This window comes from Candidatus Omnitrophota bacterium, assembly GCA_023819145.1.
Taxonomy (GTDB): domain Bacteria; phylum Omnitrophota; class Gorgyraeia; order DTHP01; family DTHP01; genus JBFWKV01.
This window is the reverse complement of record JAMWCW010000003.1, coordinates 74,053-92,812: the sequence shown is the minus strand read 5'-3', so window position 1 is coordinate 92,812 and position 18,760 is coordinate 74,053. Positions and strand designations below refer to the sequence as shown.

Here is an 18,760-nt window from a genome sequence, read left to right as displayed (position 1 = left end):
TTTGTATTACGCTTCGAAACGCCAGCTTGTATTTTTCGCATCGTCTTCCAAAATTATCCCTATTTCTTTTAAATCCTTTCTTATTTTATCCGCTAAAGTATAATCCTTTCTTTCGCGCAGAGCCTGTCTGATATAAATAATCAATTTCATTAAACTCTCTAATACCTCCTCTCTCTCTTGTCTCTCAAACAAACCAAATATTTTGCCTAAATCTAAAAGTAATCTCTTTACCTCTATAAGAATACTTTTTTTATCGAGACTTTTATTAGCAAAATTTACCATTTCAAAAAGAACTGCTAACGCACGGCAAGTATTAAAATCATCATCCATCGCGGATACAAATTCTTTCCGAAACCTATCAACAGCAGTCGCTGACTTTTTTTTCTTAACTGGTGACTGGTGAGCGTTAAATGGTATGCTTTCATCTATTTTCCTAAGTAATATATAAAATCTCTCTCGTGCCCTTTTTGCCTCATCCATTTTCTTATCACTAAAATCTATGGGATGGCTGTAATGCGCAGAGAGAAAAAAAAGTTTCAAAACCTCGGGATGATACCTTTTGAAAATCTCATCTGCAGAGATAAAGTTTCCCAGAGACTTCGCCATTTTTTCGCCATTTATAGTCAATAGACCATTATGAATCCAGTAGTTGGCAAATCTTTTCCGGGTATAAACTTCGGCTTGAGCAATTTCATTTTCATGGTGAGGAAAGATTAAATCTTTACCTCCTCCATGCACATCAAAATTCTTCCCTAAATATCGCATACTCATTGCAGAACATTCTATATGCCATCCAGGACGACCTTCTCCCCACGGAGTCTGCCAGCTTGGTTCATCTTCTTTAGCTTTCTTCCAGAGAGCAAAATCCAGAGGGTCTTCTTTTTTATCGTCTGGTTCAACACGTGCACCAGTAATTAATTCTTCCGTGCTCTGATTTGACAACTTACCATAACGAGAAAACCTTTTTACTCGGAAATACACATCACCTTCTTTTTCATAAGCAAAACCTTTCTTAATTAGCCCTTCTATAATTTTTAATATCTCGGGAATATGTTCGGTTACTTTCGGCTCTACATCTGGAGGAGTTATACCAAAAACTTCCATCGCTTCGTGATATTTCTTGAGATACCTTTCTGCTACTTCCCTAACTTTACTCTTTAAATCTACTGGGGGCTGAGGATTAGTAGATAGTGATTTAATTTCTTCTTTTGCCTTTTCAATTATCTTATCATCAACATCGGTAATATTTTTTACAAATTTAACCTTATATCCTCTGAAAATCAAATATCGTCTGATTACTTCAAAAATGTAGGCAGAACGTAGATGTCCAATGTGCGGTTCATCATAAACTGTAGGACCACAAACATAGATCCTCACCTTACCCTTATTTATAGGTCTAAAAATTTCTTTTTTGCCAGTTAATGTATTAAAAATCCTTATTCCCATCCCATTTACCCAAAACCATAAATACTAAGAATCAATCTGTTTAGAAGTAGGGGATTTATAATCTATGATTTATCATCTTTATCACTACTTTTTTTAGTCCTCCATTCTTTCAACTGTTTCTCAATCAATTCAATCTCGCTCTGTAAACGTTCAACCGCTTGCGCCAGGGGATCAGGAAGATTAGTATGGTCTAAACTAATCGTAGGCACAGGAACACCTTCATGCTTTACAACTCTCCCCGGAACCCCTACTACTGTACAATTGGAAGGAACATCCTTTATCACGACGGCGTTTGCTCCAATCTGAACGTTATCGCCAATAACAATATTTCCCAAAACCTTCGCCCCTGCTCCAATAACTACATTATTCCCAATTGTAGGATGCCGTTTACCTTTTTCTTTGCCCGTTCCCCCTAAAGTAACTCCTTGATATAAAGTAACGTTGTCTCCAATAACCGTAGTTTCTCCAATGACCACCCCCATACCGTGATCGATAAAAAACCCTTTGCCAATCTTTGCTCCGGGATGAATCTCGATTCCTGTAACATTACGGGCAAACTGCGAAATACAACGCGGAATCAAGGGAATCTTCAGATTCCAGAAAAGATGGGAGATGCGATAAAAAATGAGGGCGTGAAGACTAGGATAATTTAAGATTATTTCCAAAGCCGATTTTGCTGCCGGGTCACGCTCTGAAGCAGCCTTTATTTCTGGACGGAAGATAATGGAAATTAAAACAATAATTATCGCAAAAATTGCAAGAACTAACAGAATTATATTCCACATATAAATCACTCCTTCATTATTTTTTTCATCAATCTGCTTCGCTTTCGGAAATTTCTTCGCCTCTTATATAAAATCTTGACTTGTAAAAATATTATTTATCTAACAATACCACTGCCCATGCTGCCATTGCCTCGCCCTTACCAATAGAACCAATCCCTTCATGAGTCGTGGCTTTAATATTAATATTATCCCTAGAAATTCTAAGAATTCCACCAATATTTTTTTTCATCTTCTCTTTATACTTAGAAATCTCTGGATGCTCCGCAATTAAGGTAATATCTAAGTTCCTGATTATAAATCTCTTAGCTAAAACCAATTTAAAAACAAAATTAAGAATTTCTCTGCTCGCAATGTCTTTATATTTTGGATCATTATTAGGAAAATGTTCTCCAATATCGCCTTTTCCTATTGCTCCGAGGAGTGCGTCCGAAAGGGCATGTAGGATTACATCTCCATCGGAGTACCCTAAAAGACCTTTCTCATAAGGAATCTCTACCCCTCCCAGAAAAAGTTTTCTCCCTTTTACTAAGCGATGAATGTCATAACCTAAACCAACTCTCATGGCTAAAAAACCAAAATTTTTATTCGTTAAGTTTGAAAATTTTATTAGCCCGGCTAATTTAGTAAAAGGACACAAAGTGATTCAAAAGAACATAACAAACTTAACGAATTGACTTAAACGTTTTCTTTGCTACTTGATATTTTAAAATTGCCTTTGCCAGAAATAAATCCTCGGGGGTAGTAATCTTTATATTTAAAATGCTGCCTTCCACTATCTTAACCTTTTTCCCATAATGTTCTAAAACTTGAGCATCATCAGTAGGCTTAAATCCCTCATTAATTGCCTGTTGATAACAAGATACAATCAAATCTTTTCTAAACACCTGCGGTGTCTGAGTTTCCCAAATATATTCCCGAGAAACTGTCTCTACGACTGAACCGCTTTTAACCTTTTTTATCGTCGCGTTAATGGGAACTCCTAATACCGCCGCTCCAAACCTTGCTCCTGCCTCTATTACCTTTTTAAGTAAAATCTTATTAATAAAAGGCCTTGCCCCATCATGGACTAAAATTAAATCTGCTGTTTTGTCTATTTCTTTAAGTCCATTCCATACAGAATCGGTGCGTGTAGGTCCTCCTTTTACAACCTTTTTAACCTTTGTAAATCTAATTTTTTTTAGAAATTCATCCTTTGCATACATGAACGACCGCCCACTGACCACCAAAATAATTTCTCCTATCTCTTCTATTTCTTCTAAACTCTTAAGTGTATAATAAATAATGGGTTTGTTATCCAGGGTAACAAAAACTTTATCTTTATTTTCCCTCAAGCGCTTACCTCTTCCTGCTGAAGGGATAATAGCAGAAATTCTCATTTTAGAGAAAATTTTAGCACAAGGAAGGAAGATATTCAACAAATAAACTTTATTTAGATATCTTTATTCTTGACGATATAAGCCAGATGCGGAAGAACTATAAGAAAGGAAAGAGTAATCAAAAGAAATCTTAACTTTGTAGAAGCGAAAACTCCGGCAAGAAAAACAAAAAGTATCCCTATCAAAACCGCCAGACCATCTAAAATTAATGGTTTTTTCCCCAGGATAAAGATTAAGAATTCGCAGGGAAAAACCTAAAAAGAAAAGAAAAAAAATTATAGCGTAGAGAAGAATAAGATACCTATTCAATAAAAACAATATCCCTTTGCTAATTATTATTGTGCTAATCCAGAAACGGAGAAAGCTGCGCTGTCTTCTGGTTAGCATAAATTGTTATCTACCCACTTTACCAAATATCATTCTTCCTGCAGAAGTTTGGAGAACAGAAGTAACTGTGATGTCCACCGTTTTACCCAAAAGATGGCGAGCTTCTTCTACCACAATCATCGTTCCATCGTCGAGATAAGCTACTGCCTGATTATGCTCCTTGCCTTCCTTTACCAATTTCACAACCATCGTTTCCCCAGGAAGAACCACCGGTTTTAAAGCGTTGGCAAGGTCGTTTATATTTAGAACTGTCACTCCTTGAAGTTCGGCAATTTTATTCAGATTATAATCGTTTGTAAGAATTCTTGCCTCAATACTCTTTGCCAATTTAACCAATTTGGCATCTACTTCGGGAATATCCAGATAATCTTCCTCATGAATCCTTACTTCGATACGCGGAATTTTTTTTATCCGATTAAGAATATCCAAACCCCTTCTTCCCCGCGTCCTGCGCAGATGGTCTTGAGAATCAGCAATTTGCTGAAGTTCCTTTAACACAAAACGGGGAATGACCACTTTGCCTTCTATAAAGCGGGTCTGAAAAATATCGGCAATTCTTCCATCAATAATTACACTGGTATCAAGAATTATAATCTCCTCTTTCCGACTCTGAGGAGAAAGTTTCACATAAGGAATCAAAAGACTAAACTCCTCTTTACCTTTCAAAGCAATCACTATCCCCAAGTAAGAAAAAACGAAAGTAAAGATAAGGCGTAAAGAAGAGAGAATTTTTGGTTCAAGAGGAAAAAGTTCTAATATCCAAACCAAAAGTTTTGCAGTAACCAACCCCAGAATAAGGCCGAAGATTATGGCAAAAAAATCACGTAGAGAGACCCTGCGCATAAATATCTCTAGTACTACAACCAAAGTAGAGATTAAAAGCCCAACAAAAAACCCAAATAAAGGCTGACTAAACCATCCCCATTTGCCAAGATAATACCCTGTAAAAGAAGAGCAAATAATAAAAAAAAATCTCAAAAAAACAATAGCCATTTTATTCCTCCATTTAAATAAATTTATCCTAAAACCAAGTCTACTGCTTCTTCAATATTTTTCACTCCTCTAATCTCAAAATCTTTTTTAAGATCTTTTATGGAAGAAAGGTTACCTTTAGGTAAAATCGCCTTCTTAAAACCCAGTTTCTGTGCCTCCTGAATCCGCAGTTCCGCAAAACTTACCGACCTCACCTCTCCACCTAACCCCACTTCTCCCAAAACCACTGTGTCCTTAGAAACCGCTAAATTACGGAAACTGGAAACAATCCCCAAAATCACCCCTAAATCTACTGCTGGTTCCATTACTTTTATTCCTCCTACCACATTGACAAAAATATCTTGACCACCAAGATGTAAACCCAACCTTTTCTCCATTACTGCAATCAGTAATGGTATACGATTAAAATCTAAACCAATACAGCGCCTACGAGCAATCCCGGGAAGAGAAGAAACCACCAATGCCTGTATTTCTACCAATAATGGGCGCAATCCTTCCATAACAGGAACGATTAAAGAGCCAGGAATATTTTCTCCACGTTCACCTAAAAACATCTCTGAAGGATTCCTCACCTCCATCAAACCTTTAGCAGACATTTCAAAGATTGCTATCTCATTAGTCGAACCAAACCGATTCTTTACCGCCCGTAATATTCTCCTTTGACTGAAATCCTCACCTTCGAAATATAAAACTGTGTCCACCAGATGTTCCAAGACCTTAGGCCCAGCCAAAACTCCTTCCTTGGTTACATGCCCAATCAGAAACATCGAAATTCCCTTCTCTTTAGCTAATGAGGTGAGTAGTTGAGCACATTCACGTACTTGAGTCACTGTGCCCGTGCTGGACGAGAATTCCTTTTTATAGAGTATCTGTATTGAGTCAATAATTACAACCCCAGGATTTATTTTTTTAATATCCTCAATTATAAAATCTACATCATTCTCATTAACTATAAAAAGTTTATCTCCCACTAAACCCAACCTCTCTGCACGTATCTTTGTCTGGTTCAAGGACTCTTCCCCACTAACATAAAAAACTGTATTTCCCCTCATGCTCAAACTATGGGAAACTTGAAGAAGGATAGTAGATTTACCCACCCCGGGATTTCCCCCTACCAGAATTACTGAACCCCGAACAATCCCTCCTCCCAAAAGCCGATCAAATTCTTCTATTCCAGTAGAAACTCTTTCTTCTTCCTGAATATTAATCTCTGCGAGAAGACGGGGTAGTTCTGATTTTTCTCGCTCTTCTGAAACAAAGGAATCAACTGCTTCTTCTACAAAAGAATTCCACTCTTCACAATCAGGACATCTCCCCAACCAGCGTAAAGAACGATATCCGCAATTCTGACAGGTGAATATAGTTTTATTCTTAGCCATAGGTCCTTTACTTCTACTTCCTTACTTTTGGTCGATAAAGCAATTTCCAGGGGTGTTGTTTCAAATCCTTCACAAAGCCTTCAATCTCGTTGTACAAACCTTCTTCACTAATTAATTTTCCCACCGTTCCCCGTCCCTGATTAATTTTATCAACTATCTCCTGTAAGGAGAGACTCAATTTATCCAAATCTTCAGTTAATCTCTGTGCTTTTAAAATTACCTCTTTAAAAGCAACCTTAAACTCAGAATCATTCAAAATAGTGTTTACCGAGTTTATAGAATCTTCTAACTTGGAAGCAATTCTATAACCCAGTTCCGCAATCTGCCCCATGGAAACCGAATCTTTCCCATAAATAACATCCCCTGGTTTTAAAATACCTTCTTTATTTACGCCGGGAATAATCTCTAAATATTTTTCTCCCAAAAGGCCGAGGGTGTTTATATAAGGAGTGGAATCATCATAAATAACAAACTTTTTATCTATCCAAGTAAGTAACTCCACATGTGGTAATTCATTATCCGGAGCATAAACAATTTGTAAATCTTTTACCTCTCCAATCTTAACTCCCGCTAACCTCACAGGTGCTCCTATATCAATCCCATTGGCAAAATTAAAAATTACCTTTAAATAATATCCTCCTACTGCCGCCTTAAAATCACTTATCGAAAGTACAATAATTGTCAAAATTATTAACCCGATTAAAACAAATATCCCCACCTTTAACTCAAACATCTTCCTCTTCAACTTATATCCCCCCTTCCTCCTCTATTTCCATCACTCCCTTTGCCTCTCCCAAAATAAATTGCTTTACCAAAGGATCCTCTGTATTATTGATCTCTTCAGGAGTGCCTGTGGTAATAATTTTACCTTTATAAAGCATGGCAATTCTATCCCCAATTCTAAACGCACTCTTCATATCGTGAGTTACTGCAACCGCCGTTACTCTTAACTTATCGTGAAGGTCAACAATAAGAGAATTTATTGCATCGGCAGTAATGGGGTCTAAACCTGTGGTAGGCTCATCATAAAGAATTATCTCCGGATGCATACATATCGCCCTGGCTAAAGCAACTCTTTTCTTCATACCTCCGCTTAACTGTGCTGGATAAAGCTCCTCCGTTCCCGGAAGCCCAACGAGCCTAAGACATTCTCTTATTCTCTCTTCTATCTTATCCTTATCAGCATATCCGTGTTCGTAAAGAAAGAACCCTACGTTTTCTCTTACAGTTAGGGAATCAAAGAGAGCGGCGCTCTGAAAAAGCATTCCAAACTTCATACGCCTTCTATCCAATTCCTTACCTCTAAGACGGGTAATGTCATCGCCATCAATAATTATCTCTCCTTTATCAGGTTTTAAAAGACCAATGATTAACTTAAGTAAAACAGATTTACCACATCCGCTACGGCCAATAATTACAATAGTCTCCCCCGTTTTTATGCGTAAATTGAGGTTATCTAAAATTACCTTGCCATCAAAAGATTTACACAAGTTAATTATTTCTATCATCTAGGTTATAGAATCATCGGTACATAAAATAGAATAAAGCGGTAAACAAACAGTCAGCAGCAATAATCAAAATAAAAGAAAAAACTACCGCACGCGTAGTAGCACGTCCTACTCCCTCCGCCCCTCCCTCGGTATCCATACCCTCTCTACAGGAAATAATAGCAATAATAACTGCAAAGAAAAAAGCCTTTATTAGTCCTGTAAAAACATCTTTAAAGGTCAAGGTATTAAAAGTCATTCTTATATATAAATTTTGCCCAATCCCTAATTTACCCACTCCAATCATAAAACCTCCCAGCATGCCAATAAAATCTGCGTAAACAGTAAGAAGAGGCAACATGGTGATAAGTGCAAGGAACCGCGGAACTACAAGATATTTAATAGGGTTGGTAGCCAAAGTTTCCAGGGCGTCAATCTGTTCGGTTACCTTCATTGTCCCCAGTTCAGCAGTAATTGCTGCCCCCATTCTCCCGGCAACCACCAGAGCAGTTAAAACCGGACCCAACTCCCGAGTAATCGAAAGCGCTACCAGCGAGGAAATATAAACCTCTGCTCCCAGTTTCTGCATCTGGTAAGCACTTTGCAAAGCAAGAACCATACCCGTAAAGAGAGAAGTAAGAGAGACAAGAGATAAACTCTCCACTCCTATTTTAGCCATCTGCTCAAACACACTCTTGCGCCGGAATGGGGGGACGAAAGATAAAAGCAATGTCTGGGTGCACAAAACCCCGATGCTCCCTAAGTAACTTGTCAGAGAAAGAAATTTTTCCCCTAGATATCTAAGCATTTTTATCTTTTATCTTTAGAATCTAACTTTTCGCTCAAAGCCAAAAATCTCCTCATTTTCTTTTAACCGCAGTTTCAAACTTCTATCTTCCTTAAGTTTATATTCTAAACCAAATTCATCGCTTTTTTCCTTTGTTATCCCCTGATTATCTTTCATATAAGAACGAAACTGGATGCTAAATTTTTCATCTATACCTTTGTCTGCAATAATGGAATCAGTATAGTCCTTTTGTGAAACACGCCAACCTTGCCATTCCATCCCTTCCTGATAGGGTATGAGTACAATATTTCTTACAAAATCGTATTTCCCTAATTTCTTCAAATCTATCTCGCCACCAAGGTCAAAATATCCTTTTTCTTGATAAATCCGCGTATCGGTTAATCTGAAAACGCTATTCTCACCCTCAAATTTAATTTTCCCTCCTTTAAATTTAAATGGCCCAAATTCCCCTTCTGTAAAATCAAAACTTCCTTTAGTAAATACATTGCCTTCCCTTATTTGCAAATCAATCCCCCCAGAAATTCCTCCCCAGGCATTCCAGTTAGGATAATAGAAATAAGCAAAATAAAGAAGGTTAAGATTCCTGAGCAAAACGCGGAGGTTTCCCGAAACAAAATCCAAAAATCTTATATCCCCCTCAAGCCATAAAGAATCTGCCCATTTAAAACTATCTATATTTAACATGCCATCCTTTAATCTGTAACTTCCTTCAAATTCGGGTAAAGGCAAAAAATTGAAAAGTGTCCCTGAACTATAAACTTTTCCTTCCAAGATTTTCTCTTGAGAATCATATTCACCCTCAATAAAAATATTGGAAATCAATTCATTATTATCCATTAAGGGAAAGTGATTAAAAATTATTTTTATGGATTTCTTTTTTTCTTTAAAATCGCCCTCAATCCGCAGAGGAAAATTTTTATTGTCTTGATATTTTTCAAATATCAAACTAAATCTGCCGACCAAGGGAAGAAATTCTCCGCTAAGATGAAAGACCGGTTTTTCTAAGTCATTAAACCCTTCTATAAGAATCTTTTCACTATCTCCACTCATATAAATAAACGTTGGGATAAAAGAAGAAAGAAATCTACTGGAAGGATCCCTTTCAAAATGGCACTTTAAGTCTATCTTGGGATTTCTTTGGGCAAAGCTACCCAGAATTGCCTTCAATTCAAAAGGGAAAAATTCTGCCAGAATTCCTTTCGATTCCTTAATCTCTAAATACCCACTACTCAAAACTGCGCTTAGTGAAATAATGCGGAGAGGTATCTTTATTCCTTTTACAAAAAAAGCTGCATCTTTAACAAAAAAACCTATATCTTTTGATTCACTTTTCCTTCTTAAAAAAATATCCCACAGAGAAAAATTGAAATAAACATCTTTGGCGGATATAAAAAACGAGTCTTTGCTATCTGTTATCTGAACGTCACCGAAATTTAAATTCCTCGCCCACCAATGTTTGAAATCTCCTATTTTTAAAGAAACGGATAATTGTCTACTGAGTTCTTTCTCGATCGAGGCTTTAATTTCGTTCAATAATTGCCCACGCTCTGCATAAATAAACAAAGATAATCCAATGATTAGTAAAAAAAATATTAAAAAAATATTCTTTTTTCTCTGTATGCGACTGCGCATTATAATAAATAATCTAGCCCTTCAATGTAAAAACTAACTCAAAACTTGTTTTTCTTTCGCAGTCTCAAATTCAAGTCTCTGCTCATGGGATACAATTCTTATCGTATCTCCTACTTTAAATTTACCGGCAATTATTTCTTCAGCAAGAGGGTCTTCAACATACCGCTGAATTGTCCTCCTTAAGGGGCGAGCACCTAAAACCGGGTCGAAACCTTTATCAATCAGAAATTCTTTTGCCTCTGGAGTCAATTCTATAAAATAACCTTGTTCTCCCAGCCTTCTGCGAACCTCACTAATCTCCAATTCCACAATCTTCTGTAAATCTTCTCGCGTAAGGGGACGAAAAACAATAATATCGTCTATACGATTGATAAACTCGGGCTTAAATGTTCTTTTAACTTCATCCAAAAGCCTCATCTTTATCGTATCGTAATTTATTTCCTCTTTTTCACTGCGGAATCCCAGATTAGCCTGCTTCTTCCAAAATTCAGCACCAATATTCGAAGTCATAATAAGGATAGTATTTCTGAAATCAACTCTTCTACCAAAACTGTCTGTAAGACGCCCTTCATCTAATACCTGAAGGAGAATATTAAAAACATCAGGATGCGCCTTTTCTATCTCATCAAGAAGTATAACTGAATATGGTCTTCTCCTTATTTTCTCGGTAAGCTGACCTCCCTCCTCATATCCCACATAGCCCGGAGGAGCACCTACGAGACGTGAAACATTAAATTTTTCCATATATTCCGACATATCCAATTGAACCAAAGCATCTTCATCACCAAACATAAACTCTGCCAAAGCCTTACCCAAAAGAGTCTTTCCCACGCCTGTAGGGCCAAGAAAGATGAAGGAACCAATGGGTCGACGCAGGTCTTTAAGCCCTGCGCGAGAACGACGGACTGCGCGAGCAATGGCAGAAATTGCTTCTTCCTGTCCAATTACTCGCCGATGAATCTCCTCTTCTACATGGAGAAGTTTCTCTGATTCTTTCTGCTCTAATCTAATCAAAGGAATCCCTGTCCATTTGGAAACAATCTGAGCAATATCTTCTTCTGTAACCTGAGGTTGAATTTCGTTTTTCTTTTTTTCCCATTCCCGTTTGAGTTGTTCAAGTTCTTGACGCGCAAGCCTCTCTTGGTCCCGTACATGGGCTGCCTTTTCAAAATCTTGCCCTTTTATTGCCGCCTCCTTTTCCTTAGTAAGCTGTTCTATCCTTTGTTCTAACTCTTTCATTTCAGACGGGGGGGTAAGTACCGAAAGTCTTGCACGCGAACCAGCCTCGTCAATTAAGTCAATTGCCTTATCGGGAAGAAATCTTCCTGAGATATAGCGGTCGGATAGACGGGACGAGGCAACAATTGCTTCATCAGTAATCTTTACCCGATGGTGAGCCTCATATTTGTCACGCAATCCTTTGAGGATTTCTATAGTCTCTTCAACCGTAGGCGGGTCTACCATAATTGTTTGAAACCGACGTTCTAAGGCTGCATCTTTCTCGATGTATTTACGATATTCATCTAAGGTCGTAGCACCAATACACTGTAATTCTCCCCTTGCTAAAGCAGGTTTTAAAATATTGGAAGCATCAATTGCTCCCTCCGCACCGCCCGCCCCTACCAAGGTGTGCAATTCATCTATAAAAAGAATAACATTTTCGGAGCGTTTTATTTCATCCATCACCGCTTTAATCCGCTCTTCAAATTGTCCACGGTATTTTGTCCCTGCTACCATAAGGGCTAAGTCTAAGGTAATTACACGTTTATCGCGTACTACTTCCGGTAAATCTCCCCGTACAATTTTCTGCGCCACTCCTTCCACAATTGCAGTTTTACCCACGCCTGCTTCGCCTAAGAGAACAGGATTATTTTTGGTCCTTCGGCTCAAAATCTGCATTACGCGTTCAATCTCTTCTTTCCTTCCAATTACCGGATCAAGTTTATTCTCCCGTGCCAACTGAGTAAGGTCTCTGCCAAAAGCATCAAGGGCAGGGGTTTTTGTCTTCTGCCCAGCGGGAGTCCCATACATTGAACTTCCAGAACTACCCGCTCCCAAAAGTTCCATCACCGCTCTTCTTACCTTAGTAAGGTCTAATCCTAAATTAACTAATACCTGGGCTGCCACCCCTTCTCCTTCACGAATCAAACCTAAAAGTAGATGCTCTGTTCCGATATAGTTATGACCCAAGGAACGCGCCTCTTCCATGGCCAACTCAATAACCTTTTTTGCCTTCGGTGTAAACGGAATGTCTCCAGAAACCACGGTGCTGGGGCCAGGTTGAACAATCTTCTCCACCTCTAACCGAATACCTTCCAAATTCAAACCCAAATTTTGCAATACTGCTGCCGCCACGCCCTCTCCTTCACGAATTAGCCCCAAAAGGATGTGCTCGGTACCAATATAATCGTGGTTAAAACGCCGCGCTTCTTCCTTTGCCAACAATACTACCTTCCTCGCTCTCTCGGTAAATCGATTAAACATAATTTATCCTCCTGTTTTTTATTTTATAGAGATATAATAACACACAAAAAAGCTAATTTCAAATAAAAACCTCTTTGGGGGTAGGGAAAACTTTCTAAATCACTCCCAGTTTATTACGAATTAACTGTGCCCTTTTTACATCGCGTTGTTGAGGAGTAAGTTTTTTCCCTTCCAGTTTCTGAAGATGGGCGGGCTGAATAAAAATAAAAAGTTCGTTCAATTGTCGACGAGTAATATCTTTAATAATCCCCAAATCTACACCCAGTCTTACGTGAGAGAGAAGTTCTATCGTTTCGTTGCTAGAGATAATATAGGCATTCTTAAGTACTCCGTAAGCACGCCAGATGCGGTCGGTAATCCTTTCTTTTTCCTGGGTCATAATCATCTGACGGGCATTTTGTTCATATTCCACAACCTGTTTAATAATCTTCTCTAAATTATCAACGATATCCTCTTCTTTCTGTCCTAAAGTCACCTGGTTAGATATCTGGAAAAAGTTACCTGTTGCTTCCGTCCCTTCACCATAAAAACCTCGCGCGGTAAGTCCAAGACGGGTAATTGCCTGTAGAACTTTGTTTATCTGTTTAGTGAATACAAGTACAGGCAGATGCAGCATAACCGAAGCACGCAAACCTGTTCCTACATTAGTCGGGCAGGCGGTAAGATAACCCCACTCAGAAGAAAAAGCAAATTTTATCTTCTCAGAAAGAAACTCATCTAACTTCCGCGCAATCTCAAACGCACCAGAAATATTAAATCCCGACTGCATCACTTGAAGGCGGAGATGGTCTTCTTCATTAATCATCCCACTAACCATTTCATTTGTACTGACTGCCACTGCTTTAGAATTGGGTTTTTGAATAAACTCATGGGAGACAAGATGCCTTTCTAAAAGAAAAATTCGGTCTATTTCATCAATTTCTTTCAGCAAAAGAAAAATGCCGTCTTTTAGAAACTCGCTCTCTTTCAAAACATTCTTAATTATCTCCAAAATATCTTCTTTTTCTTTCTTGCTTGCCCAATGAGTAAATGGTATTTTATCCACATTGCGTGCAAGACGCACACGACTTGACATCACAATATCCGAATTTAAACCTTCTCCTTTAAGCCACTCTCCCAAACGCACCAATAAATCATCTAAGACCATATATTCTCCCTTTTGACGAAATGTTAAGTCTTCTTTTGATTTTTCTTCTCTAACTCTCTTATCTTATCTCTTAATCTTGCTGCCTCCTCAAACTCCTCTTTCTGAATGGATTCCTGTAATTTTTCTTTCAAGACATCAAGTTCTGATTTCCGTTTTACCTCTTTAACCATCTTAGGAGGCACTTTTCCTAAATGTTGCGTAGAACCATGGATGCGTTTTAGAAGGGGGACGAGATTCTTGCGAAAAGATGCGTAACACTCGCTACAGCCCAGCCGACCAATCTTTTTAAAATCCTCATAAGTCATTCCACAATTATCACACTTAAGTTTTAACTCCTCCTTTGCTTTTTCTCCTAAAGTAGTTCCTAGGTCTGCTATGCCGGCGAGAAGGTCCGAAACCCCAAACTGTTGTTCCATCTGAATAGACTTCTCTCGTGCACAATCCTCACAAATATGCATCTCGGTTATCTGATTGTTAATAATTTCCGTTACATGGACGGTTGCCTGTTTCTTCCCACAAATGTCACATAACATTATTCCTCCCTTCGGTCGTCACAAATATAGAAATTAAAGCACAAAAATCAAAAATTTAAATTTTATACCTTATCCCTTCGGTTCTCGTCAATTTCTTGAATTCACGCATTAACTTTGAGGTAATTTCCCCAGGCTTACCCTTTCCGATAATCCGAAAATCAATTTTTACTACGGGAATAATTTCTGCAGCTGTTCCCGTGAGAAAACATTCATCCGCATTGTAGAGTTCATGTCGTGTAAGTATAGTCTCTTTTACCTCTAATCCCTCTTTAATTGCTATATCCATTACCGTATTGCGGGTAATTCCCTTAAGTATCCCTACATAAGGAGGAGGGGTGATGAGAATTTTATCTTTTATTATAAAAATATTGTCCCCAGTGCATTCCGCTACATATCCCAAGAAATTGAGCATAATCGCTTCCTCTACGCCGCAATTAATAGCTTCAATCTTAGCAAGAATATTATTGAGATAGTTCAAAGATTTAATCTGGGGATTTAGTGCCTCAGGAATATTCCTCTGTGTAGGCACAGTGATTATCTCTAAACCCTCTTGGTAATATCTTTCGGGATAGAGCACAATTTTATCGGTAATAATAAAAATATTTGGTTTTTTACATTTGCGCGGGTCTAATCCCAGATCCCCTTCTCCTCGTGTTACGACCACTCTTATATACGCATCTCTCAAACGGTTTATCTTTAACGTATCTACCACCGCCTTAATCATTTCTTCTTTGCTTAAAGGAATATTCAACATTATGGTATGTGCTGATTCATAGAGTCTGTCAATATGTTCCTTTAATTTAAAAACCAAACCATTATAGGAACGAATACCCTCAAATACTCCATCACCATATAAAAGACCGTGGTCGAAAATAGAAATTTTTGCCTCTTCCTTATCTAACATTTTCCCATTGAGATAGATTTTCATACCCATTTCCTCTCCTTCTTTATTAAAAAACAATCTCCTTTTTTAAGCTCTCGCCAGTTATCTCTCCATCTTTTATATAGATAATCCTTTTTGCTTTTTCTGCTATCTCTTGTGAATGTGTTACTAAAACAACAGTCTGTCCTTTCTCCTTATTTATTTCCATCAAATAGCCAAGCACCAGCTCTCCCATTTGGGAATCGAGATTTCCTGTAGGTTCATCACATAGGAGAAGAAGGGGTTCATTAATTAAGGCACGAGCAATTGCCACGCGCTGTTGCTCTCCTCCCGATAACTCGCTGGGTTTATGATTAAATCTCTCCTCAAGCCCAAGCATAGTAAGTATCTCTTCAGCTTTCTCTCTGTATCTTCTTCTCTTATGAAAACTATCATACACCATACCGGCAATATAGACATTCTCTAAGACATTAAATTCCGGAAGAAGATGATAAAATTGAAAAACAAATCCAATTTTTTTATTCCTTATCTTCGCTCTTTCCTCTTCGCTTATATTATATAAATTTAAACCCTCAAAGTAAACATCTCCTTTTGTAGGCAGGTCTAAGCCCCCGATGAGATGTAACAGTGTGGATTTACCCGCGCCTGATGGTCCGACAATAGCTACAAAATCTTCCTTTTCTATTTTAAGGTCTATTCCTTTTAAAACCTCCAAAGGTTTACCCTCACTGGTATAAATTTTGTGTACTTTTTTAACCTCTACCATTTTACATTTTGATTTTTGATATTTTAATTTTATTCATACCGCAATGCCTCAATGGGTTCAAGTCGCGAGGCTTGTCTCGCAGGGTGAATGGTAGCAATGTAACTGATAAGTAGGGCAAAAAAGGTCACCAAAAACAAATCCAACCTCTCCATTCTCACTGGTATGCGGTCTATATAATAGATATCTGGCGGAAGTTTAATAAATTGATAATTTTCTAAAAGATAACATAAACCGCATCCACTTACTAATCCTAAAACAGTTCCTAAAATTCCAATAATCATCCCCTCATAACTGAAGATTAATTTTATAGAAGAGGTGGGTATGCCAATTGCCTTAAGAATTCCTATATCTTTTGTTTTCTCCATCACCAACATGATGAGAGTGGAGGCAATATTAAATGCTGCCACAATTACAATTAAAGTAAGGATAATAAACATTACTGTTTTCTCCAGCTTCAGTGCAGAAAAAAGATTTCTGTTTAAGTCCATCCAAGTAAGCACAAAGTAACTTGGCCCGATTTTTTCACTGATAGTTCTACGAATATACATTGCTGAATCTACTTTATCGATACTTAATCCCAATCCGGAAACAAACCCTTCGAGCCCAAAGATTTCCTGGGCATCTTTTAAATTTATTAAACTCAGATTCGCATCATATTCATACATTCCTGAGTGAAAAATACCCGAAATCTTAAAAGAATAATATTGTCCGTCAAAAGGAGAGATTAACTGTAAATTATCCCCTAACTGTAACGCCAGTTTCTCTGCTAAAACATTACCAATAATAATTTCCCCTTTTTTTATCTCAAAATTTCCCTCCTTAAGATATTTATCAAGACGAGTAACTTTCAATTCCAATCCTGGTTCTATCCCTCTTACTATCAAACCAAAAACATTTTGACGATGGATAAGCATTGCCTGACCATTGATAAAAGGAGCTACCCCTCTTACTCCCGGAAGTGTATTTATCTGTTCTATAAGCGAATGGAAATGAGAAATTCCATAATCTTTTTCGATGATAATATGGGGATTAACCCCTACAATTTTTTCTTTAAGTTCGGAGTCAAAACCACTCATTACTGCCAGAACAACAATGAGCGCCGCTACACCAACGGTAACCCCTAAGACAGAGATAATACTTACTAAGGAGATAAAACGCGTACGACGTTTACTCAAAAAATAACGCCAAGCAATCCAAAATTCAAAACGCATATCAATCCTGCTCGGGTTTTAACTGGGGGAATAAAATCACTTCCCTGATTGATGCACGGCCGGAAAATAACATAATTAAGCGGTCTATTCCTATCCCTAAACCTCCCGCGGGTGGCATACCATGTTCTAAGGCTAACAGAAAATCTTCATCAATTTTCTCTGTACGGTTTTCCTTCACCAACTCTTCAAATCTTTTCCTTTGTTCAAGAGGGTCATTTAACTCAGAATAGGCATTAGCAATCTCTAAACCTCCAATAAACAACTCAAATCTATCGCTTAAATAAGGATTATCGGGCTTTGTTTTTGCCCAAGGGCAAAAAGCTGAATAAAGGTCAATAATAAAAAGAGGTTGATTTTCCTCTGTTGGCTCCAATTGTTCACTAATAAAGTTGACGATCTGAGAACGACTTAATTTACCTCTATCCATCCGCAGCCCCAATCTATCTGCCCAGACCTCTGGTGGTTGGTCGGGAGTTATTCCGAATTTTTCCTTCATCATTTCCGAAAAAGAAATCTTCCGCCAAGGGGGACTTAAATCTATTTCCTTGTCTTGGTAAAGTATTTTGGTCTTTCCTAAAACCTCTTTAGCAAGATAAACAATTAAATCTTCAATCAAACGCATCATCTCTGAACAGTCCCCATACGCTTGATAAACTTCCAACATGGTAAACTCAGGGTTATGCCTTGTGGATACTCCTTCGTTGCGAAAACTGCGGTTTAATTCATAGATTCTATCAAACCCCGCAACCAATAATCTTTTCAAATATAACTCCGGAGCGACCCTTAAGAAAAGTTCTTTGCCATACACATCTAAAGATGTTTTCAAAGGAGTGCCCACCGCTCCTCCGGGTATTGGATGGAGCATAGGAGTTTCCACCTCTAAAAACCCGCGATTATCCAGAAATTCTCTAATCTTCTTGATAATTTTTGTACGCAGGATAAATATTTCTTTTACTTCCGCATTAGCAATAATGTCTAAATAGCGTTGGCGATATCTCAGTTCTACATCTTTCAAGCCATGCCATTTTTCAGGAAGGGGTCTTAAAGATTTGGCTAAAAGTTTAAAATCTTTTACTTGAACAGTTTCTTCCTGAGTACGTGTCCTGAAAAGTTTTCCCTCTACACCGATAATGTCTCCTATATCTAACTTATTAAACAGCTTTGCCTTGGACTCTTCAAGAAGGTCATCTTTAAAATAGAGTTGTAGTTTCCCTGTAGAGTCTTGAATGTCCAAAAAACTTGCCTTGCCATGCGCACGAATTGCCATAATTCTTCCTGCAATTTTCACTTCTTTCTGCTCACAAAAATCTGCTCTTATCTCCCCTATGGGTTGATAAATAAATTTTTCTCCGTAGGGATAAATCCCCTGATTACGGATTTCCTCCAATTTTTTAAGCCTCACTTTGATTATTTCATTAATCTCTTCCATATTGAGGAAATTAT

General features: G+C 37.9%; 16 protein-coding genes and 1 pseudogene. All 17 read right to left on the bottom strand.

Going from position 1 to position 18,760, the window contains the following annotated elements:
- Positions 1-6 precede the first annotated feature (6 nt).
- Entirely contained in the window at positions 7-1,446 is a 1,440-nt protein-coding gene (cysS, locus tag NC818_02560; GenBank protein MCM8783647.1) for a cysteine--tRNA ligase, read from the bottom strand.
- Positions 1,447-1,508: 62 nt separating this feature from the next.
- Complete coding sequence (gene cysE / locus NC818_02555) at positions 1,509-2,231, bottom strand: serine O-acetyltransferase (protein MCM8783646.1); 723 nt, start codon at positions 2,229-2,231, stop codon at positions 1,509-1,511.
- 91 nt (positions 2,232-2,322) lie between these two features.
- Positions 2,323-2,793 carry a 2-C-methyl-D-erythritol 2,4-cyclodiphosphate synthase gene (gene ispF, locus NC818_02550; protein ID MCM8783645.1) on the bottom strand — a complete coding sequence of 157 codons (471 nt, stop codon included), beginning with the start codon at positions 2,791-2,793 and terminating at the stop codon, positions 2,323-2,325.
- 100 nt (positions 2,794-2,893) lie between these two features.
- On the bottom strand, positions 2,894-3,607 hold the full coding sequence (gene ispD, locus NC818_02545) for a 2-C-methyl-D-erythritol 4-phosphate cytidylyltransferase (GenBank protein ID MCM8783644.1): 714 nt from the start codon (positions 3,605-3,607) through the stop codon (positions 2,894-2,896).
- A 393-nt stretch (positions 3,608-4,000) separates the two neighbouring features.
- Positions 4,001-4,798 (bottom strand): annotated as a pseudogene (locus NC818_02540) (PIN domain-containing protein).
- 212 nt (positions 4,799-5,010) lie between these two features.
- Complete coding sequence (gene radA, locus NC818_02535; protein ID MCM8783643.1) at positions 5,011-6,366, bottom strand: DNA repair protein RadA; 1,356 nt, start codon at positions 6,364-6,366, stop codon at positions 5,011-5,013.
- A gap of 13 nt (positions 6,367-6,379) precedes the next feature.
- Entirely contained in the window at positions 6,380-7,099 is a 720-nt protein-coding gene (locus NC818_02530; GenBank protein ID MCM8783642.1) for an MlaD family protein, read from the bottom strand.
- A 13-nt stretch (positions 7,100-7,112) separates the two neighbouring features.
- The gene (locus NC818_02525) at positions 7,113-7,874 is read right to left on the bottom strand and encodes an ABC transporter ATP-binding protein (protein ID MCM8783641.1); all 762 of its coding nucleotides are present in this window, start codon (positions 7,872-7,874) and stop codon (positions 7,113-7,115) included.
- A gap of 13 nt (positions 7,875-7,887) precedes the next feature.
- Positions 7,888-8,661, bottom strand: coding sequence for an ABC transporter permease (locus NC818_02520; GenBank protein MCM8783640.1), 774 nt, complete (start codon positions 8,659-8,661; stop codon positions 7,888-7,890).
- A gap of 15 nt (positions 8,662-8,676) precedes the next feature.
- Positions 8,677-10,293, bottom strand: coding sequence for a hypothetical protein (locus NC818_02515; protein MCM8783639.1), 1,617 nt, complete (start codon positions 10,291-10,293; stop codon positions 8,677-8,679).
- Between the two features lie 33 nt (positions 10,294-10,326).
- Positions 10,327-12,777, bottom strand: a complete 2,451-nt coding sequence (locus tag NC818_02510; GenBank protein ID MCM8783638.1) for an ATP-dependent Clp protease ATP-binding subunit — start codon at positions 12,775-12,777, stop codon at positions 10,327-10,329.
- A gap of 94 nt (positions 12,778-12,871) precedes the next feature.
- On the bottom strand, positions 12,872-13,924 hold the full coding sequence (locus NC818_02505) for a protein arginine kinase (GenBank protein MCM8783637.1): 1,053 nt from the start codon (positions 13,922-13,924) through the stop codon (positions 12,872-12,874).
- A 23-nt stretch (positions 13,925-13,947) separates the two neighbouring features.
- Positions 13,948-14,457 carry a UvrB/UvrC motif-containing protein gene (locus tag NC818_02500; protein MCM8783636.1) on the bottom strand — a complete coding sequence of 170 codons (510 nt, stop codon included), beginning with the start codon at positions 14,455-14,457 and terminating at the stop codon, positions 13,948-13,950.
- A gap of 55 nt (positions 14,458-14,512) precedes the next feature.
- Positions 14,513-15,391, bottom strand: a complete 879-nt coding sequence (gene ilvE, locus NC818_02495; protein ID MCM8783635.1) for a branched-chain-amino-acid transaminase — start codon at positions 15,389-15,391, stop codon at positions 14,513-14,515.
- A 16-nt stretch (positions 15,392-15,407) separates the two neighbouring features.
- Positions 15,408-16,106: an ABC transporter ATP-binding protein gene (locus NC818_02490; GenBank protein MCM8783634.1), complete on the bottom strand. Its 699-nt coding sequence runs from the start codon at positions 16,104-16,106 to the stop codon at positions 15,408-15,410.
- A 29-nt stretch (positions 16,107-16,135) separates the two neighbouring features.
- A complete protein-coding gene (locus tag NC818_02485; protein MCM8783633.1) occupies positions 16,136-17,317 on the bottom strand; it encodes a lipoprotein-releasing ABC transporter permease subunit in 1,182 nt (393 codons plus the stop codon).
- A 1-nt stretch (position 17,318) separates the two neighbouring features.
- The gene (lysS, locus tag NC818_02480; GenBank protein MCM8783632.1) at positions 17,319-18,746 is read right to left on the bottom strand and encodes a lysine--tRNA ligase; all 1,428 of its coding nucleotides are present in this window, start codon (positions 18,744-18,746) and stop codon (positions 17,319-17,321) included.
- Positions 18,747-18,760 lie beyond the last annotated feature (14 nt).